The organism is Blastopirellula marina DSM 3645, from assembly GCF_000153105.1.
In the GTDB taxonomy this organism is placed as follows: Bacteria; Planctomycetota; Planctomycetia; order Pirellulales; family Pirellulaceae; genus Blastopirellula; species Blastopirellula marina.
Genome location: NZ_CH672377.1, coordinates 518,644 through 538,624, shown reverse-complemented (window position 1 = coordinate 538,624; position 19,981 = coordinate 518,644). Strand labels below are relative to the sequence as shown.

Here is a 19,981-nt window from a genome sequence, read left to right as displayed (position 1 = left end):
AAAGCAAAAAGGCAATACCCATGAATCGGAAGCATACGCCCCGGCGCGGGGCTATCTTGCTCGTCGTCCTTAGCGTGCTCGTACTGTTCGCATTGGTTGGCGTCACGTTTGTCGTGACGGCCGGACAATTCAACCGAGCGGCCACGGCCGGACGTAACAATCCCGTTGTCGCAGACATGCCGCAACAAGACGCCGACTCGGTGATGTTGGACCTGGTCCGCGATGTACGAATCGGCAGCAATAGCGACCTGAAAGCGCATGCCCTTCTGACCGACATGTATGGTCGCTCGATCCGCGGCGAGATAATCGCTTCGAATACCAAAGTTGGAATGAACGGCTATGCTGCGAATTCAGGCCAACAACTGATTGTCACCAATTTCCGCCTTGCTTCGTTGAACAATCCGACCGATTCGACGACGACTGTCAACGATACGGCGACAGCCGGGTATAGCTATTTCAACAAGGACTATTACTCTGGCAACGTGCTTACGTTTATTAGCGGAGCGAACAAAGGCAAAAGTACGCGGATCTTATCGTACGATCCGGGGCTGGTCGCAGGCGGTTCAGGCACGATCAGCGATTCGACGCAACGTGCGCTGGTGTTCGACGCAATTACCGATGGTGTTGAAAAGCTTTCGGCGCCAGCGGTAGGTGACGAATTTGTCATTAATGACAAGCCGTTCGACGGAACGGGGTTTGGATATCGGCCGGTCACAGGACCAGCGGCGTCGCAGCTAGATTTGACCGAGACGATAACGATTGGCAGTATTAGCATCGACATGCCGGTGGCGCTCGCGCCCCGTTTTAACCGATATGCACCGAGCGGTATGGTGGGCAGCTATCTAGTAACGCAAGGTGGCGCTGACGAATCCTACGATGCGCCTGACCTGCAAAATATGGCCCTGTCGTATATTCCCACCGGTACGATTCCAGTCAATCCGAACGACATCATTCCCTCGTTCCATCGGCCAAGTCTGGCGAAGTACTGGTTCGATCAGATCGTCAATAATACTGCGGACTTTCCTACGTTTACCGATACCTCGATCGTCATGGCGGAAGATCGCATCAAAGTATTCCGTCAACCTTATGGTCCAGATTGGCAGCTAGGGACTACGGATGATCCGGCAGGTTTTGCTGGTGATGAAGCGAAGCTTGACGAGCTTCGTATGATCGCCGCGATTCGACGCCGGATTATCTTCCGGCCAGAATTCGCCAATGAGTCGCCGGTATTTCGCGACTTTCGTGAGGCTAGCGAGACCACGGGGCCTTTCTACGATGTCGACAATGATCGCGATGGTGTCGCCGAAAGCATTTGGATCGATCCAGGCTTGCCGGTGAAGACGGGACCCCATGGGCGTCGTTACAAAGCGTTGGCGGCGATCTATGTCCGCGACATGGATGGTTTGCTGAATATGAATGCGCATGGCGGATACGCCCACTTCGATCAATCGACGTCACCGCCGGTGGCAAACGTTGCTGATTTGCTTAGCGATCACAATGCCTATAACGCCAGCGGCGGCACGATTCAATTGCCGATCGGTCAGGGATATGGTCCGGCAGATGTGAATCTGCGTGATTTCTTTGCCAACACGAACGAATACCTGTCGATTCTAACGGCCCGTTACGGCTCGAATACGGCAAGCGACGTCATGCCTGGTCAGATGAATGTCAACGATCCCTTGAGTCGTTTGGGGTCGATTGGTCGACCAGGAAATATTTTCACCAATCGTGCGACAGGCGCCTACGGAGAACCGGCGGACTACCAGGGTCGCTCACGCATGTATATCGACCAGAACGGACAACCGCGGTGGGTGACAGTCGACATCGACGGCAGTCAAGATTTTTCGACGATGAACGACAATCAAGTCGTTGACGATCCCTACGAATACAACTTGATCCGATCCAATGCGAATGATTCAAAATTCGAGCCTTCGGAATTAGAGCAATTGCTTCGCGAAGGAGACGTGGATGCAAACTATTTGGCCAGCGACACGTCCAATCGATTGAGAAGTGCAAGCACAACTTTCGATTCCGTTCAACATCGTCGTTCGGTGACGACCGAAAGTACGCATGTGCCGGCATTGCCGCGGGCTCCGGTGCCGGATGATTTGCGAACCGAATTGAATAGTTTCACAACGATTCTGGATCTCGCCCGGGTTCGCTGTATTAAGGAGATGGTCGACAACGGCGTTGCCCAAGAGACGGCGAAGCAGGAGGTCGATGATATTTTAGAGTTGATTCTGCCATTTGAGATTCGTCACGGCGAACCATTCGATTTGAATCGATTGCTGGAAACGCCGAACGATTTTACCACGCCGGGCGGAAATCTGACGCCGGTCAATGCATCGCGCCGGAGTCTTGTGCTGGGAACGGCGGCGCCTTTCAATGCAGCGCCCTATGATGCGATTCGACCAGGCGCTAGCAGTGACTCGGTGGGGAATTACCTGAACGGCGATCCGATTTTGAGCGCCGCGATTGGGTCAAGTGAACAACATCGCGCTTCGCGTCAGCTTTACGCGCGTCACTTGTTCTGCCTGATGATGCTGCTGACGTTTGAGCATGATTCAGCCGTCACGACCAATATCCGGATGCGATACAAACTGCCGAACTTTACGCCCAATCATACGGGGCTGGCGTTGACCGACGAACAACAGCGCGAACTGACCGTGCGCCGGATCGCCCAGTGGGCGATCAATGTCGTTGATTTCCGTGACAAAGACGGCATCATGACGCCGTTTGAATATGACGCAACGCCGTTTAACGGCTGGCGCGTCGACGGCGATATTGGCACCAATGAGCTTACGACCATTGTGCCGCCGTTTACCGCGGTGAATCCTGATCGACGCGTGGTTTGGGGATGTGAATCTCCTGACCTGGTGATGACAGAGTCAAAAGCGTTTCACGATCGTCGCGCTATGGATACGGCGTATGATGCAGGCATGCATAAACGCGACGATCCATCAACGGAAGACATGACGCTAGATCAGCATCGAATGCCGCAAGGCTCGCTGTTTCTAGAGCTTTTCTGTCCGCGAAATGCGAATGTCAACAACAAGTCGTTTCCGTTAGAGCTCTATTCGGTCAACGACAATGGCACCACCGGCGACTTGACGGACGACTACTATCAGTTGGATCTCAATCGTACTTCTCCCGCCGATGGATCCGGCTTGAATCATCCCGTCTGGCGAATTGTTGTCGCCAAACCGACGGACGCAGATAAAGTGGACGGGGATATGACGCCGCGCCAATTAGCGAATGTGGCTGATCCTCGCTACAGTGCTCCTGCCGCGACGCGCAATATTGAGGGGGTCCATTTCCAACCCAAGGAAATGGTGCCGGATGGTTCGGGCGGATTTCGTCCGTTGAACACGGATGAAGATCCAGGTTTCTATGGCCCAATCGGCGGCACTTCGGCTTTGCCTCCCGACGACCTGCAAATTGAACGAATTGTTTGGTTGGCCAATATCGCCGATCCGACCGGTTTTCCAGATTACGAACTAACGCAAGGCGCTATTTACACGAATACGCACGCTGCGAATACGAAACTGACGCCAGGGCGTTATGCCGTTGTCGGGCCACGACTTTCGACCATTGTGAGTTCTAAGCCGGACCCTGCGAAATTGGATGGTACGGATCACACGGGCAACTTGCCTGGTGATCAGATCTTTTCCTTTACTGCGCCGGCTGCCGGCGCTCCCTCGGTTTTTTCTACCGCGATGGCCGCGAATGAACCGTATCCGGCGAGTGATATTCAGCAAAACATGGGCATCATTTGCCAAGCTTTGGAGCCTAGGACGGGCGATATTAAACCTGCGCTTGCGACCCTGACGGGAACAGGAGGAGTCGAGTGGAATGGAACCGCGCAATTAATCGGTATGAGCGTCTCGGAACCGTTTCCACGGCCAACCGATCCGACCGTTGACGGATATTATCCCAAACCGACGATCACGCTCGATAACTTTACGGCAGTCGATGGCTACACCGATATGGGCAATTCGCCGGCCGGTGGTACGTTCGCTTTGCCAAAGGACTTGGATATCGACACCTATCTAGGTGACGCCGTGGAAGAAGTGACAGGCGCCGCCGATTTGAGCGATCAAACGATCACCGATTTTCGGACGGCCTTGGTGCAGCGTTTGGCGGATCCGACGTTGCCTCACGACAAAACGACGAATCCCTATATTACGATCGATTGGAAGACGATCGATCTGACGATTTACAATGGCGAAGATGATCCAACCGGCTCGATGAAAGCTCCGGCTGAGTTTGATCCATCGGCGCCATCGGACCCTTCAATGGCCGATATTCGATTCTTTGCCCGCGAGCGGGGAGCCGGTACTGGAGTTGGCGATGCTGGCGACCTTTGGCGCAGTGGTAATCGTGAAGGATCGGCCTTTGCATCCAATAACGTAATGGCTGCAACTTCCGCTCTTGCCGCGCCTGCGACGGATGCGTATTTCGATTATCCCTCAACCAATACGCTAGGCTATGTGAACGCGCAATTTGGAGACCCGCGTCCGGCGGGCGGTTTGGCTCGTTTTGTCGGCAGTCCCTATGACTCGTCTAATCCAACGGATACGAGTCGAACGTTTTCATGGCTGCAATGGGCGAATCGTCCGCTGATTAGTAAGTACGAGCTGATGCTTGTTCCTACTTCGGCCCCGCAACGGTTATTGTTTGAATACGACTTAGCTCGCAACACGCAATCCGATGGCTCGACCGCTACGGAGCCGTACGGCGCCAACGGTGACAGCGCCGATGCGTTGATGGCGCCGTATCCCTATTTGTTTAACTTCTTCCATAGCAAAAAGACCGAGAGCGTTCTCGCTGGAACTGCAGCTGCGACTGAACAGTCAGCGCAGTTTGCAAGGATTTTCGACTTCGTCGATGTTCCTTCTCCGTTTGTTGATACAAAGTCGTGGTATAACCCTTCTACCTTTGCCGCAGCGGGATGGGCGGACGGTTATCGCCCGCCGTTCAACCGTCGACTACGCTATCGCGAACCTGGGCGAATAAATTTAAACACGGTTCCGTCCAAGCTCGTTTACGATGCGATGTTTGATGAGGATCTATGGAAGAACGGTCTCGACAACAACTTCCCTGATTTCGACAAGATTCGAGAAAGTCGCCGCGGCGCAACTTCATCGAACGGTTTGCCGACGCGTTTCGCTAATCCGTTCCGCTCGGCAAGCTCGGCAGAGTTGGCTCCGCTTGATTCGATGAAATCTCGTCCCGTCGAAGGAACGGCATTACGATCCGATGGCGTGATTTCTCCCGCGGCAAGCTTGACGGAAAGTCCTCTATTCGACCTCACCGTAGCGAATGCGGCTCTGGCCACGAGTAAGAACCCGATGTTCACTTACATGCCGTATCATCGGTTAGGCAATCTCACCACGACCCAGTCCAACGTTTACGCCGTTTGGATCACGCTCGGGTATTTCGAGGTGGAGCCGACGACGATTAGCTCGGTGCACCCGGATGGTTGGCAGTTGGGGCAAGAGCTAGGGAGCGATACCGGCGAGATCACGCGGAATCGTTCGTTCTACTTGATTGATCGTTCGATTCCGGTCGGCTACGAGCCGGGCGAAGATTACAACGTGGAAGACGCCGTGCTGTTGAAACGTCGGATCGACTAGCGACGTACTGCGTGTTTCATTCCAGCAAAAGCGACTGCCGTCCCGTGGGGGGCGGCAGTTTTTTTGTGCGCCTCGGCGAAGGTGGGAGGTGGAGCGGTGGGAATTTTAGGATGGAAAAAGTGTCAGTCTTTTGTTCTAATGTAGTGAGAGAATCGCGAGCTTTTTGGCGATGCGGAAATCGACGCTCGCCGCGGGTGATTTTCGGAGAGTACCCGGCCGGATGGGAATCAGGGCAGGGTGCTTTCGCATGCGCCGTTCAAACGGGGACAGGCGACCGCGATGGAGAACGCCCTCAAAAAAAATGCGATCGGTCCGGTCCAACCTTGGTCTGATCCGGGGCGATCGGGTCTTGGTTTTGTGGAGTGGGGGCGCATTCGCTCGACTTGCGCACTCGGGCTACGATTGGACTGGGTGGCTGGGCTGCAGAAAAAAAGCGGTCCGGTCCAGTCCAACCTTTGCCCGATCTGAGGCGATCGGGTCTTGGATTTGTGGAGTGGAGGCGCATTCTCTCGGCTTGCGCACTCGGGCTACGATTGGACTGGGTGGCTGGGCTGCAGAAAAAATGGTTGCGGTCCGGTCCAACCTTGTTCCGTCCAGTCCTCGTTGCGTCACGGCGAAAACAGCGGTCGACGCGTGGTTTTCCGGCTTGCGACATGGTCTCGGTCCGATGGAGTAGATGACGGCATTGCGCAGCTTGCGTGAATTACCTCGTTGAAGCAGTTGCACATTAGCGACTATCCGCAGTCCTGCGGTAAATCGTCATGAAATTGCGTAAGTTGCTTTGTTGTAATGAGATAACGGCATAATGGTTAATGTGGGTGAATCGATTGTACGGAGCCCTGGCGTGAATTTTTTGCACTTTAACTCAAAGGCGGTGTTTCTACCGTTGATTTCAATGGCGGAGTAATGCACATTATGTATGTGAGCCTTTTTTCCAGCTGGGGCTATCGCTCACCCACGGCGAATCGATGGTTCGCCTTCAATCTGCAGGAGCTTGTCGATGAAATTCTCCTTTCGTCTCGCGGAAATTCTGAATCACTCTCCCGACCCGAAAAAGCGGCCAGGAACGATCAAAGCGATTTGCGACTATACGGGACTCGATCGCCATCAGGTTTCGTCGCTGTTGAAGAACGAAGCGAAGTATATACCGCTCTCGGCTCTGTCGCAGTTGTGCGACTTTTTGATCAAGCATGGATATGCGGACGCCGGGCAACTGCCGGGCTCGCTCTTCTCGGTGGAGCCTGAGAACTTTTGGGAATTGTTGGCTCGTCGCCGCCGCATCGAAATGTGCTTGGGCGTGCGTGCGGACGAAAACTGGCCCGAAGGCGCTTGGGTTGTTGCGTCTGACACAATTTTGCAGGGTGAGCTGCTGACCGGCATTTCGACGCTGGGGGGGACCGCCAAGTATCACCGCAACGAACCGTCGATTCCCGAGCCGGTGATGCTCAACGAAATGGGCGAGCAGATTTTCGACGCGCCGATTCCGCAGCCGGAAGACTTGTTCCAAACGCTCGTCTGGGCGCCGGGGCAAGCCGATGATGAAGAAGTGCATGCTCGCGCCAACGAAGTTTATCAAAACTTCCACGCCGCCCAGGGTGACAAAGCGTTGATTTGTCTCGGCAGCATCCGCAGCAACCCGGTCGTCGAGATCTCGATGGCCAGCATTTTCAACTGCGAACCTTATATCAGCCAAGACGAAGTCGAAAAGCCGAGCGATCGCGCCGTGCCGATCTATCTGCGACATCGTGAGAAGAACGTCGAGCATCCCGAGTCGTGCAGCGGCGGCAAGCGATTGTCGAAGACCGAAACGCCGGAGACGCCGGGCTTCTACTACGAAACGGCCGACGGATCGTGGAAGTGCGCCAAGTGGGACGAAACGACCTGGGAACCGGCTTACGTGTTGTACGCCTATCACGAATCGCAAGGGCGACTCGAAATGTCGCTCGGCGGCTATTCGGGACGCGGCACGCGGTTGCTGGCCAAGACGCTATCGAGCCGACCAGAAGAACTGTGGCCCCCGGTTTACACCACCGGCGGCGTGCAGATCGGCGCCTATGTTATTCAGTACGAACTGAAGAAGCAAAAGAAGAATCGCAGCGTGTTGACCGCCGACTACTCGGCGACGACCAAAGTGATTCCGATCGATCCCGAAGTGATCCATCGCCGAATCCACGGCTAGATCGCCGCTCGCCATTTGAAAATAGAAAACGGATCGTCGCATTATTTCGACGATCCGTTTTTATGTGGAAGCGTTAACCGTCGATTTCACGAATGACCAGGTTACGGATCTCGGTCATGTCTTCGATCGCGAAGCGAATTCCTTCGCGTCCCAGGCCGCTGTTTTTTACGCCGCCATACGGCATATGATCGACGCGCCACGAAGGGACGTCGCCGATGATCACGCCGCCCACTTCCATCTGATCCCAGGCCGATAGGATCTTGTAAACGTCGCGCGTGAAGATCCCCACCTGCAGCCCATATTGGCTGTCGTTGGCGATCCGCAGCGCTTCGTCAAAGTGATCGAACGGCGCGAGAATTGCGACCGGCCCGAAGACCTCGTCGCACGAGAGCGGCTGGTCGGTCGGAACGTTCTCTAGCAGAGTCGCTTCGACCATCGCTCCGTCGCGCTGACCGCCGGTCAGCAACTTGGCGCCGGCTTGGACGGCGTCGTTGATCCAGGTTTCCACTCGCTCCGCTTCGCCGGACGAAATCATCGGGCCGATGAACGTCTCTTTGGCTTTGGGATCGCCCGACTTCAATTGCGACGCTGCTGCGACGAGACGAGATTTCAGCTCTTCATAGATATCGCGATGCGCCAAGATCCGCTGCACGCTAATGCAACTTTGCCCTGACTGATAGAACGCGCCGACAATCAGCCGCTTCACCGCGTCGTCTAGATTCGCGTCAGCGTCGACAATACAGGCCGCGTTGCCGCCGAGTTCTAACACGACCTTTTTGGCGCCGGCTTGGGACTTTAGTTTCCAGCCAACTTCCGGCGATCCGGTAAAGCTGAGCAACTTCAAACGGGGGTCGGTGGTGAACAACTCGGCCCCATCGCGACGACAGGGTAAGATCGAGAACGCTCCTTCCGGCATGTTCGTTTCGGCCAAAACTTCGCCGATGATCAGCGCACCGATCGGCGTCAAGCTAGCCGGTTTCAAAACAAAGGGACAACCGGCTGCGATCGCCGGGGCAATCTTGTGGGCGGCCAGATTCAGCGGAAAGTTGAAGGGAGAAATAAACGAACAGGCGCCGATCGGCACGCGTCGCCACATGCCGCGATAGTTGGCCGCGCGAGCCGAAATATCAAGCGGCATCACTTCGCCGGTGATGCGAGTCGCTTCTTCGGCGGCGATCTTAAACGTGTCGATCAGCCGGGTCACTTCCCCTTGGCTATCGCCGATCGGCTTGCCGGCTTCCACGCACAGGGTTTCAGCAAGTTCGTCCTGGCGTTCTTGAAAGCGCGTGACGCAGTGTTGAAGGATGTCTTGTCGCTCGTAGGCTTTCAGCTGCGCCATAGGACGCGTCGCAGCGGCTGCGGCGGCGATTGCTTGCTCAATAAGCTGCGGCGACGCCAGCGGAACACGCGCGGCGACTTCCCCGGAAAACTTGTCACAAACTTCCAGGTCAAGATTCGGTTCGTGCGGTCTGCTCGCAAAAAGGAGAGGGTAGGTTTGACGCATCCGATCGTCCGGGGCGAAAGTGATAAGAAATTTCTAGGCCAACGCGCTCAAAATATAGCCAAATGGAGTGATTTTGAGAACCTTCCGGCGATTCCCTGCGACTTACCTCTGGAGAGAGAGCGTCCCGGCGTACTACACTAGAGAAGGGCCGTGGATGCGAACTCCAAGGCGATTCTCCATCTCTTCATTCCGATACCGATTCCCGCATGGTGAGCACCATCGATCCGATCGATTCGCGATTGAAGATCGTGACCCCAGAGAATATCGCTTTCTACTATCAAGCGGCCGGTCCGTTTCGTCGTCTCACCGCTTTTCTGCTCGATTTCGCAATTCGCGTTGCGGTGTACGTCGCGATCTTTGTGATCGTCGTCTGCAGCGGCCTGATGGACCGTGTGGGGCCGTTGGCCGAACTTGGCTATGCAATTCGCTTTCTCGCGTTTTTCCTGCTTGATTGGTTTTACGGAGCGTTGTTTGAGACTTACTGGAACGGGCAAACGCCGGGGAAGCGGGCTTTGTCGATACGCGCGGTGACCGTCGATGGTGAGCCGATCAATGCGTTGCAGGCGTTCGGTCGCAATCTCTTTCGCTACGCCGACATGATGCCGCTGGCGCCGCTCCCCTTCGAATGGATGCGCGAAGCGCTCAATTATCCGGGGCCCTACTTACCGACTTTTCTGATCGGGCTGATCGTTCCCACGCTCAATTCTCGCTTTCAACGATTGGGAGATTTGTTGGTTGCGACGATGGTGGTGATCGAAGATCGCAGTTGGCTAATGAAGATCGCAAAAATTGAAGACGATCGGGCGCGACAGTTGGCCGATTATATTCCTCCCAACTTTGTCGCTGGGCCCAGTCTTTGCAAAGCGGTCGCGACTTATGTAGAACGTCGCCGATTTTTTACGACGGCCCGCCGGCGCGAGATCGCCGGACACCTGGCCGAGCCGATGCTCAAACAATTCAACTTGCCTGCCGACACGAGCTACGATCTGATGTTGTGCGCGTTGTACTTTCGCACCTTCCTGTCGGATCGATCGGCCGACGGCACGTCGTCTGATTCGCCGGTTTACGCAGGCGGACCTGCGAGCACGGCGACCAATTTACAGACGGTCGCCAAGTCCCCGTCGCTTAACCAATAAAGGGCTGCCCGCGTGAAGGTCGCCGAACTCATCGAAAAGCGTCGCCGCAACTGGCAAGAGTTGGAGGTGCTATGCACGTCGATGGAGATGCGCCGTAAGAAGAAGCTGGGCGCGCGGGCGATTTCACGATTTGCGGCGCTCTATCGCGCCGCTTGTGCCGATTTGGCTTTGGCCGACTCTTATCAACTGCCGCCGAACATCGTCGAGTATTTGCATCAGCTGGTCGGTCGTGCTCACAACCAGCTTTACCGCAGTCGCTCGATCGATTGGACCGGTCTGGTTTACAAGCTGTTGGTCACTACGCCGCGTCACATTTTTGTCGATCCTTGCGTTCAACTTTGCTTCGTCCTCTTTTTCGGCTTCTTTGTTCTCTCTTGGTTCATCGGCGCTAACCCGGTTATTTACCCAGGCTTCGCCGATGCGATCGTGGGGAATCAAAGTTTGGAGCAGATGTCGGATATGCATCGTAATTCGGTCGGCAACAGCGGGATTTCTCCTGCGGGCGCGACGATGTATGTCCAGCACAACACCTCGATCGGACTGCAGTGCTTTGCGACGGGGATTACCGTCGTCGGCGGGATTGGAACTTTGATGTTTAACGCGACCTACTTGGGGGCCGTGTTTGGATATATGTCGAGCCCGTCCGTGCCGGACGACGTGCGTGACAACTTCTTTGAATTTGTGTTGGCGCATGGCCCGTTCGAGCTGACCGCGATCGCGTTGGCGGCCGGCGCCGGTTTGCGGTTGGGAATGGCGATCATCTCTCCCCGTTATTGGAAGAGTGAGCTGGAGCCGAGCGAAGATCCGGAGCCCGACGACGATCTGCTCGCGAAAGCAAAGCTGATTGCGTTTCGACGTTTTGACTCGCTCACGATCGCGGCGTCTCGTAGTTTGCCGATCATGGGAGCGTCCGCGACTTTGTTTTGCCTGGCGGCGATGATCGAAGCCTGGGTCTCACCCTCGGCGTTGCCGCTGGAGGTGAAGGTCTTTGTCGCGATTTTTAGCAGCTTTCTGCTGATGATCTATTTTGTCGTCCTGGGATTTCCGCGCGGAGGGCAGAATGCAATTCGATAAGACTCAAATTGCGATCCGCGAACGGGGATTGCTCGAGCTGTTTGACCTGGGGCTGTTGGTCGGCAAACGGTATGCCGCGAGAATTCTGGTGGCGACGGCGGCCGTCGCGATTCCGTTCATGGCGCTCAACGTCGCCCTGTTGTGGAATCTGCGTCCCGATTTGCCCAGTGACGTGACGACCGCGCAGTACGGTTTTTTGATGGTCATCTTGATCTATCTCGAAGCGCCCTTGGCCACCGCGCTGGTGACGCTGATGCTGGGCGACGCGATGTTCCATGACAAGCCGGATTGGAAACGGATGTTATCGGCGCCGTTTGCGCTGATCCCCCGGATGTTTTGGTTGGTCGCGATCTTGCGAGGAGTCGTGCCGGGGATGGCGCTGGTCTTTCTCTGTACGCTCGAAGATGGCGAGGCCTGGGGCTTCTTCCTGTTTTTGTTGATCGCTTACGCGACGATCTTGCGCGGCGTGCGGCCGTTTCTCGGTGAGATTATCTTGCTCGATCGAAATCCGCTGTGGGCGAAAGACGCCAACACGATGACGATCGGACGGCGCAGCGCCGCTTTGCACAATCCCAACTTTGGCGACATGGTGATTCGCGCGATGGCCTCGACGCTGTCGCTCCCGTTGGCGGCTGCGATTTGTTTGAACATCTGGGCTTTACGCGGCTATCTGTTTGGCCAGTGGGGCTGGGACGCGATGATGCTGGACGTGCTGCTGCCGATCTCGCTCTGGCTAGTCGCCGCCTACATGGCGGTCGCACGCTTTTTGAGTTATCTCGATCTGCGGATTCGCCGTGAAGGCTGGGAAGTCGAGTTGGTCGTCCGGGCCGAAGCGAATCGCTGGAAAGGAATCGTCGCATGAACGCGTTACGAACCAGTTCGCGAATCGCTCCGCTGTTGTTGCTTGGCGCGCTTGTCGCTGTCGCCGCCGCCGAAGACTGGTGGGACGGAACGGGCCCCAGCGGCCAACTCGAAGAACCGGTCGCGACCACGCAAAAAGAGTTGGCGCAGTTGCCGTCGGCCCCGTGGTACGACGCCGAGAAAGACGCTTTGGCTCGCGTCCCAGTGACGCCCCCTGCCAGCAACGACTATCGTCCGGCGCCGCCGACGCCGGCTTCGGCGGCGACCAACTGGAGTTGGTGGCCCGATTTTTCGTGGCTTTCTAGTTTGTTCAGCAGCGGCATTTGGTCGTTGGGCGCGATCATGATTTACACGATGGTGTTGGTCGGCTTGGGAGTCATCGGCTATTTGATTTTCCGTTACCTGGAAAACGCGGATTTGATCGACACCGGATTAACGAAGAAGGACCGCCCCGAAGCGGTCGATACGACGACGCAGGTCGATCGCTTAGAGAGCTTGCCGTTTCAAGTGAAACGTCCCGACTCAGATTTGTTGGCCGAAGCGCGTCGTTGCTACGACAAAGGGGATTACAACGAAGCGATTGTCTACTTGTTCAGCTACGAGTTAGTGGAACTCGACAAACGCCAAATCATTCGCTTGGGCAAAGGGAAAACGAACGGTCAGTATTTGCGAGAAATCCGCAAAAATTTCGCGTTGCAAGACATTTTGGAAGTGACGATGCGAGCGTTTGAAGACGTGTTCTTCGGACAACGAAAACTAACGCAATCTGGTTTTGAACGCTGTTGGGAGCAATTGGAGCCATTTCGACAACATCTGAGCGGAGTGGTTCGATGATGTCGATGGTTTCGTACATTTGGCTGTGGCTGTTGATTGGTCTATCGATCTTCGCTGGGGGCTGTTTTTCGAATGAAGTGAAAATCCCGACGGCCTATGGCGCGCGTAACGGCTACCAAAAAACGGGCAGCGTCAACGGTACGCACGTTTTGGGAGAACTGTTTCGTCAGGCGGGTTACACGGTACGTTCCGCGACCAAGCTTTCTCCCCGTATTCAAGAGAGCGACGTCATCGTCTGGGCGCCCGATTCTTTCCAGGCTCCGACCAAAGAGGTGCGGAGTTACCTTGAGGATTGGCTACAAGCGCAGCAGGGGCGAACGCTGATTTACGTCGACCGTGACTTTGACGCGGCGATTGAGTATTGGAATTCGATGGAGACGCAAGCTTCGCCCGAAGACCAATTGGCCGCCCGACGCGAGAAGGGTCGCGCGATGCATGATTTCGACCGCATCTCCGCCGAAACAAGCGACAAGTTTGACAGCGCTTGGTACTCGGTCCAGCGTGACGTTCCGCTGCGCCGACCAAAACAGCTTGCCGGCCCTTGGGCTGAAGCGATTGACGCCGACAAAACCGAGATCGTGCTCCGCTCTCGGATCTCTCTACCGACCGACTGGGAAAGTGATGACCTGCCGAATCTGTCGGAAAAATTTCCGAATGACGAGGTCTTATTGTCGACAGCCGATGCCGACGACCCAATCGTGATTCGCTATGCGGAGTTCGACACGCAAGGGACGCAGATCATCTTGATTAGCAACGGTTCGTTTCTGCTCAACCAACCGCTCGTCAATCATGAGCATCGCAAACTGGCCGCCAAGTTGATTGAAGAGTGCGGATATGGTGAGACGGTCACCTTTTTGGAAACTGGCGAATCAGGCGTCGAAATTGTCGCGACTAGCGACGGCGTCGAGGGGCGATCAGGATGGGAGTGGTTGACCGTTTGGCCCATCAGTATCCTCGGTTTGCATATCGGCATTTTGCTGATCGTCTTCTGTTTCGCTTCGTTTCCGATTTTTGGTCGGCCGAAGCATTTGCCAGAAGTACGCTGCTCTGATTTTCAAAAACATATCGGCGCGTTGGGCGAATTGCTCGAAGCGACCGACGACTACGATTACGCCCAATTGCGGGTGCGCCAGTATCAACAGATCGCGCGCGGCGAGACCGTCTATCGACGTGTCGGTCGGGCGCGTGTGAAACCATAGCCAAGCCGTTTGTCCCCTGCTGGGAGCCTGATTCGCAACGATGAGTTCGCCAACCTCCGATACGATCGAGTTCGCTTGTTCCGCTTGCCAGAAGTCGCTGCGCGTCCCGCGTTCGGCTGCCGGGAAAAAAGCGAAGTGCCCTGACTGCGGCTCGGTGCAAGTGATCCCTGACGACTCCGCCAACGGCGCCGCCGACGAGCCGAAGTTTCCGGCGCCCGAGGCTTCGCACGTTTCGACGCCTGCAACGCCGCCGACCGAGGTCGGCGCGTTTCGTTCGACCATCGACGGTCATCATGCCGAAGAAGGCAGCGACACGCGGACGCGACAGCTGTTCAAAAAAATCACCCAGGAAATCAGCAAGATCTACGTGGGCCAAGACGAACTTGTCTTGGGAACGTTGACCGCGCTCTTTTCGAGCGGGCATGTGTTGATCGAAAGTGCGCCCGGCTTGGGCAAGACGTTGTTTGTCCGCACGCTGGGCCGCGTACTGGGTTGCCAGTTTGGCCGCGTACAGTTTACCGCCGACTTGATGCCGTCCGACATTACCGGCGCGCCGATCTTTGACATGAAGACGAACGAGTTTCGGTTCCGCCCTGGACCGATCTTTACGCAGCTGCTGCTGGCGGATGAGATCAATCGTTCTCCGGCCAAAACGCACGCGGCCCTCTTAGAAATCATGCAAGAGTTTCGCGTGACGATCGATGGAACTAGCCACAAGATTGAGCGACCATTCTTGGTGCTGGCGACGCAAAACCCGATCGAATCGGAAGGAACGTACAACCTGCCTGAGGCGCAGCTGGACCGATTTATGTTCAAGCTGAACCTGAATTATCCGGCGATTGAGGAAGAAGCCGAGATCTTGCGGATGCATAGTCGGCAAGTCGACATCAACCGCCGCTTGGAAGAAGAGCTGGAGGTCGTCACTTCGCCGCAAGAGATTTTGGAAATCACGCAGCTCAATAGCAACGTGATCGTCGACGATAAGTTGATCGACTACATCAACAAGATTGTCCGCCTGACGCGGGAATGGCCGCAGTTTCATATGGGCGCTTCGACGCGTGCGGGGATCACGTTGATGCAAGGGGCGCGGACGTTGGCGGCGTTCAGCGGTCGCAACTACGCGGTCCCGGATGATGTGGTGCAGATCGCGATCCCGACGCTGCGGCATCGTGTGATTTTGTCGGCCGAAGCGGAAGTCGAAGGGCACGACGTCGACGACTTGTTGACCGAACTGATTCGCACCGTGGAGGTTCCGCGTCTGTGAATTATGTGACCCAGCTGATCCAGTCCGAACTAGCGTTGACGATGCTTGCGCAAACGTCCGGCGATCAAAATGTGATGCAGCGGATCTTCACGAGCTTGGGGCTAGGCGCCGAAGATCTGACGGCGTTGCCGCTGTTGATGTTTGTCTTGATCGCGGTTCCATTTTTGATCTACGCCTACGTTTGGAGCGTCTATCCAACGCGCTGGGCCGCTTGTCTATTTGTGCTGCCGCTATTGATCTCGATCGGCGTCTTGATCAGTAGCGAAGTTCTGACTTATGTGCTGGTGATCGACGCTGCGATCCTGCTGTTGTTGGCGATCGATTTTCGGACGCTTCCCGCGGCGAAAAATCTGGCGGCGGAACGCGAAACGTTGCGCATCGCCTCGCTGCAAAAAAAGCATCGCGTGACGTTGTTGATCGTCAACATGGGCTCGCGTCGTCTGAAGATCGCGATTCGAGATGATTTGCCGCAAGAGTTTTCGGCGACGCCGGAAGAGTTTCAAGTCGATTTAGGAGCACGCAGTCGCGCGACGGTGCACTACGAATTTGAGCCGAATCGCCGCGGCGCATTCACGTTGAACTACGTCTATCTTCAGGTCGAGAGTTCGTTTGTGCTCTGGCGCAAGTTTGTGCGGATTCCGGTCGAAACCGTCGTGAAGGTTTATCCCGACATGAAACAATTGTCGGAATACGCGATTTTGGCCCGCACCAATCGGCTGAGCCTGATGGGCGTTCGCCGCACGCGCAAAGTGGGGCAAGATCACGATTTCGAGCGCCTGCGCGATTACACGTTGGATGACAACTATAAGCACATTGATTGGCGTTCAACCGCGCGGCGACGCCGGCTGACGGTTCGAGAGTTTCAGAGCAGCCAGTCGCAGCGGATCATCTTTTTGATCGATTGCGGGCGCATGATGACCAACGAGGTGGACGGCATCAGCCTGCTCGATCATTCGCTGAACGCGATGTTGATGATGAGCTATGTGGCGCTGCGGCAAGGCGATTCGGTAGGCGCGATTTGCTTTTCGAACGAGGTGCTTTCGTACGTCCCGCCGCGCAGCGGATCAAACCAGATGAACCATCTGCTGCACGCGTCGTACGATCGCTTCCCGCAATTGGTCGAATCACGTTACGACTCGGCCTTCATGTATCTGCGCGCCCATTGTCAGAAGCGTTCGCTGGTGGTGATGATTTCCAACGTCATCGACGAGGTGAACGCGCATCAGGTCGAGCAATATCTAGGAACCATTGTCGGCCGGCATTTGCCGCTCGGAATTTTGCTCCGCGATCACCGAATCTTTGACGCGGCCGATACCGAGAAGCTGTATGGGCGTAGTCTGTTTGAAGCGGCTGCCGCGGCCGAGATTCTCACCTGGCGACATCAAGTATTAACCGACCTGGCCCATCGCGGCGTGATGGCGATGGACGTTTTTCCAGAGGATCTGACCGCCAACCTGGTCAATCAGTACCTAGAAATCAAAGCGCGGCACTTGCTCTGACGCCAGGAAGGATAGGCGCTTCCAGTACTGTTCAGCACTAGAGTTGGTGGGCGCCATGGCCATGGCCTTGCGTGGCCATGAATGTGCGTGGAACGAACGTAGAACGTTGCACTGTTCACCCCATTTCCGCCTACTTGAACGCCGAGAATCGACCGTAACCGGTTGGACGCCGCATTCATGGCCACGCAAGGCCGTGGCCATGCCACCCATCGCGCGCGGCGAGTAATGTTTATTCGGCTACGGCTTTGCGCCAGTTGTCGAGCTTCTCTTGGGCGTGCGGGATAAGCTTGCACGCGTTTTCGTAATAGACCTTTTTCAACACGTCGTCGGGCAAACCGATTCCGTAGATTCGCCAAAAGCCTTGCGGCGGGAATGGTTTTTCGGAATAGGGAATGTACTCGTCGTAGGTTTCGAGAAAGCGCCAGTAATAAGTCAGTCGCAATTCGGGCCAAGGACCATCGGTCCCAAACAGGATGCGATCGGCGTGCTTCACAAAGAAGGCGCGCGACGTGTAAGGTTGACGTCCTAGTTCGCTGATGCGGGACGCCGGTTCGATGTAGAGATTGGGGTATTCTTCCAACCACTTGGCGACCGTTGTCAGATCTTCGGAGTTGTTGGCGAAATGAGCGCCGATAAAGGTGGTCTGCGGATGCCGCGCGATCACGCGGTTACGAGCGGCCAGCAACGCTTCGCGGCTCGGGAACTTGTCGGCCGGAAAATGCCAATCGGGATGCCGATGCAGTTCTTCCCAGCGTTCATTGGTTTCGTCGATCGGGTCAAAGAAAGCGACTGGATCGGCCGTGTGCATGATGACCGGCAAACCGAGTTCGCCGCAGGCTCGCCAAATTGGATCCCAGCGCGGATCATCAATTTTCAGCAACGAACCGTCGGCGTCTTTGTAGCCGAGGCCAAACTGCTTGAATATCTTCAAGCCGCTGGCGCCTTGCTTCTTCACGTCGGCCAGGGCTAGCGACATGCGTCGCCCAAAGTCGGGTCGCTGGCAGTCCCAGGTCTCCGGCTTGTCAGGATCGCCGTCTCCTTGCCAGTCGATGTTGGCGTAGATCAAAAAGCGGTTGGGGTACTTGGTCCACAGGTAGGCGGCATGTTCGCGAAATTCGTCCCCTAGTCGTCCATCCAGACTGACGCAGATCGCGATCTGTTGCTTGTCCATGACGGCGACAAAATCATCGAGTTGCTCGGGCGAACTTCGCAAGCGATAGCGAAAGTGCGTATGCGCATCGATCACCGGAAACTTCGCGTGCTCTAGTTTGGTTTCCGCGACTTTTAGCTTGGGTACGGGAAAAAACTGATCGAGCGCCAGATTGCGCCCGTCGCGTCCATCGAGCGCCGCCGGCTCAATCCCCGAGTCTTGTCCTGTAGCGAAAGAGGGAACGATCAACAACAAGAAGAGGACGTATTTTGTGCGACGCATGACTTCCTTTCGCGAGAATCTTCGAGCGAGCCGATACTTGCCTTGGATGCACGGATGGGCTGCGCCGTTACGCGGATTGCGTCGATCCATTCTAACGAAATCGCCGCGAGAATATCGGCCGGCGGTCGTCGCTAACGGATAGGAATCGGCCGATTGACGGGGACGTGGTCATCTTCTCCAGGAATATGAGGCCATGGCCGCTCGCTAGGACGAAGGCAGATCGGACAAATGCCGGCGCCTCCTCCGCCGCCGATCAGGAAATTCCCGTCGTCATCTTCTGCGTCTGCGTCGTCTTCAGAATCCTCAGGCGTCTCTCCAAATTCAAATCCACCGCCGGCCAGCATGATGGGGAGCCGATCATCACTTTGATCCAACATGCTCATCTTGGCAAGCAGCAGATGCTCGCTCTGCTGTGACCAAAACGCGACATGTCCATCCGCGTAAAGGAAAAACGAGCCAAGGAGGTGACTACTAGAAAAAGCGGAGTTATCCGCGTCGTTAATCGGCAGGTGAGAACTGCCGACGGCGTGCGAAAGATACTCCGCATGACCAAAAGCGACTCCGGTCCATGTGGCGCGAGCGGAGCCAGTCGTTCGATTCGAGCGGCGCTCGCCGGCCAGGATAGTGTTGCTGGTCCCGCGTAGAAAGTCGCGCATCTTCGTTTCGCTGTTGTGATGAAAGGGGCCGCGAAACGGTTGACCGGAAAAGCGGCGTTTCGTGCCTGAGTAATTCTGTGAAGCCGACAACGGCGTTGGCCCAAAATTGGCGACATAGTGAGACGCCGGGAGCGTAAGCGGAGCGTTGACAGCAGACTCGAAACTTAGATCTTCCTGCGAAGGGTCGCTGGGGCAGGAAAACGTGGTCACGCGCTGTTGTCGGCTCGCGTCATTAATTTCGTGCAACATCGGCCAATCGAGCGCCACGCGATCGGCGATCGCTCCCTGCTCTAGTTGAGAAAGCAAGTGGGCGCTCCAACTCCAGCCGGTCAGTCCAAATACTTCATCTTCGCCGGTGGTGGTCACGCCGATCCAACCGGGAGGCAGACGCTTCTCCACATCGTGAAAGAGATGCGCGGCGAGGCCGATCTGCCGTAGATTGTTTTGGCAATGCGCTCGTCGCGAAGCCTCGCGAGCTTGTTGAACGGCCGGGATCAGCAGCGCAACGAGAGCGCCAATAATCGCGATGACGACCAGCAATTCAACCAGCGTAAATCCGCGTGATAAACGTCGTCGCAGATTGATTTTTCTGGATCGCATGATTTTGTATTCCGGCAGAAATGAAGCGGAGAACTCATGCAATGTAATTCGAGATTTGTCGACAAGCAATGCAGATGCAGTATTTGTGCAAATGCATGCGTGATGCT

The 19,981-nt window shown here is 55.9% G+C and carries 12 protein-coding genes; 9 read left to right on the top strand and 3 right to left on the bottom strand.

Annotated features, from left to right (window positions below):
- Window positions 1–20: 20 nt before the first annotated feature.
- Window positions 21–5,636, top strand: a complete 5,616-nt coding sequence (locus tag DSM3645_RS21295; protein WP_002654643.1) for a hypothetical protein — start codon at window positions 21–23, stop codon at window positions 5,634–5,636.
- Window positions 5,637–6,636: 1,000 nt separating this feature from the next.
- Complete coding sequence (locus DSM3645_RS21285; RefSeq protein ID WP_002654641.1) at window positions 6,637–7,815, top strand: helix-turn-helix domain-containing protein; 1,179 nt, start codon at window positions 6,637–6,639, stop codon at window positions 7,813–7,815.
- Window positions 7,816–7,888: 73 nt separating this feature from the next.
- Here the strand turns inward: DSM3645_RS21285 and DSM3645_RS21280 are convergent, their stop codons facing one another.
- Window positions 7,889–9,319, bottom strand: coding sequence for an aldehyde dehydrogenase family protein (locus tag DSM3645_RS21280; RefSeq protein ID WP_002654640.1), 1,431 nt, complete (start codon window positions 9,317–9,319; stop codon window positions 7,889–7,891).
- A 206-nt stretch (window positions 9,320–9,525) separates the two neighbouring features.
- On the opposite strand from DSM3645_RS21280, the gene DSM3645_RS21275 reads away from it, so the two are divergent.
- Genes DSM3645_RS21275 through DSM3645_RS21245 form a run of 7 tightly spaced genes read left to right on the top strand, consistent with a single transcriptional unit; the run spans window position 9,526 to window position 17,186 of the window.
- Window positions 9,526–10,455, top strand: a complete 930-nt coding sequence (locus DSM3645_RS21275; protein ID WP_002654639.1) for an RDD family protein — start codon at window positions 9,526–9,528, stop codon at window positions 10,453–10,455.
- Between the two features lie 12 nt (window positions 10,456–10,467).
- Window positions 10,468–11,529: a stage II sporulation protein M gene (locus DSM3645_RS21270; RefSeq protein ID WP_002654638.1), complete on the top strand. Its 1,062-nt coding sequence runs from the start codon at window positions 10,468–10,470 to the stop codon at window positions 11,527–11,529.
- On the top strand, window positions 11,516–12,391 hold the full coding sequence (locus tag DSM3645_RS21265) for a hypothetical protein (RefSeq protein WP_002654637.1): 876 nt from the start codon (window positions 11,516–11,518) through the stop codon (window positions 12,389–12,391). Before DSM3645_RS21270 ends, DSM3645_RS21265 begins: the two co-directional genes overlap by 14 nt.
- The gene (locus DSM3645_RS21260) at window positions 12,388–13,224 is read left to right on the top strand and encodes a DUF4129 domain-containing protein (RefSeq protein ID WP_002654636.1); all 837 of its coding nucleotides are present in this window, start codon (window positions 12,388–12,390) and stop codon (window positions 13,222–13,224) included. Before DSM3645_RS21265 ends, DSM3645_RS21260 begins: the two co-directional genes overlap by 4 nt.
- Window positions 13,224–14,423: a DUF4350 domain-containing protein gene (locus DSM3645_RS21255; protein WP_237564906.1), complete on the top strand. Its 1,200-nt coding sequence runs from the start codon at window positions 13,224–13,226 to the stop codon at window positions 14,421–14,423. The genes DSM3645_RS21260 and DSM3645_RS21255 overlap by 1 nt, the downstream gene beginning before the upstream one ends.
- Window positions 14,424–14,463: 40 nt before the next feature.
- Complete coding sequence (locus tag DSM3645_RS21250; protein ID WP_002654634.1) at window positions 14,464–15,687, top strand: AAA family ATPase; 1,224 nt, start codon at window positions 14,464–14,466, stop codon at window positions 15,685–15,687.
- Complete coding sequence (locus tag DSM3645_RS21245) at window positions 15,684–17,186, top strand: DUF58 domain-containing protein (RefSeq protein ID WP_002654633.1); 1,503 nt, start codon at window positions 15,684–15,686, stop codon at window positions 17,184–17,186. The genes DSM3645_RS21250 and DSM3645_RS21245 overlap by 4 nt, the downstream gene beginning before the upstream one ends.
- 229 nt (window positions 17,187–17,415) lie before the next feature.
- Here the strand turns inward: DSM3645_RS21245 and DSM3645_RS21240 are convergent, their stop codons facing one another.
- Together DSM3645_RS21240 and DSM3645_RS28755 are read right to left on the bottom strand one after the other, a co-directional pair.
- Window positions 17,416–18,708 (bottom strand): amidohydrolase family protein, encoded by a 1,293-nt coding sequence (locus DSM3645_RS21240; protein WP_002654632.1) that lies wholly within the window; start codon window positions 18,706–18,708, stop codon window positions 17,416–17,418.
- A gap of 41 nt (window positions 18,709–18,749) precedes the next feature.
- Window positions 18,750–19,874, bottom strand: coding sequence for a DUF1559 domain-containing protein (locus DSM3645_RS28755; protein ID WP_131282871.1), 1,125 nt, complete (start codon window positions 19,872–19,874; stop codon window positions 18,750–18,752).
- Window positions 19,875–19,981 lie beyond the last annotated feature (107 nt).

Bases quoted from the DNA above. Each gene is read 5' to 3' on its own strand.
- DSM3645_RS21275 (WP_002654639.1), top strand. From the start codon at position 9,526: ATGGTGAGCACCATCGATCCGATCGATTCGCGATTGAAGATCGTGACC.
- DSM3645_RS21255 (WP_237564906.1), top strand. From the start codon at position 13,224: ATGTCGATGGTTTCGTACATTTGGCTGTGGCTGTTGATTGGTCTATCG.
- DSM3645_RS21260 (WP_002654636.1), top strand. From the start codon at position 12,388: ATGAACGCGTTACGAACCAGTTCGCGAATCGCTCCGCTGTTGTTGCTT.
- DSM3645_RS21240 (WP_002654632.1), bottom strand. From the start codon at position 18,708: ATGGATCGACGCAATCCGCGTAACGGCGCAGCCCATCCGTGCATCCAA.
- DSM3645_RS21250 (WP_002654634.1), top strand. From the start codon at position 14,464: ATGAGTTCGCCAACCTCCGATACGATCGAGTTCGCTTGTTCCGCTTGC.
- DSM3645_RS21280 (WP_002654640.1), bottom strand. From the start codon at position 9,319: ATGCGTCAAACCTACCCTCTCCTTTTTGCGAGCAGACCGCACGAACCG.
- DSM3645_RS21295 (WP_002654643.1), top strand. From the start codon at position 21: ATGAATCGGAAGCATACGCCCCGGCGCGGGGCTATCTTGCTCGTCGTC.
- DSM3645_RS21285 (WP_002654641.1), top strand. From the start codon at position 6,637: ATGAAATTCTCCTTTCGTCTCGCGGAAATTCTGAATCACTCTCCCGAC.
- DSM3645_RS21265 (WP_002654637.1), top strand. From the start codon at position 11,516: ATGCAATTCGATAAGACTCAAATTGCGATCCGCGAACGGGGATTGCTC.
- DSM3645_RS28755 (WP_131282871.1), bottom strand. From the start codon at position 19,874: ATGCGATCCAGAAAAATCAATCTGCGACGACGTTTATCACGCGGATTT.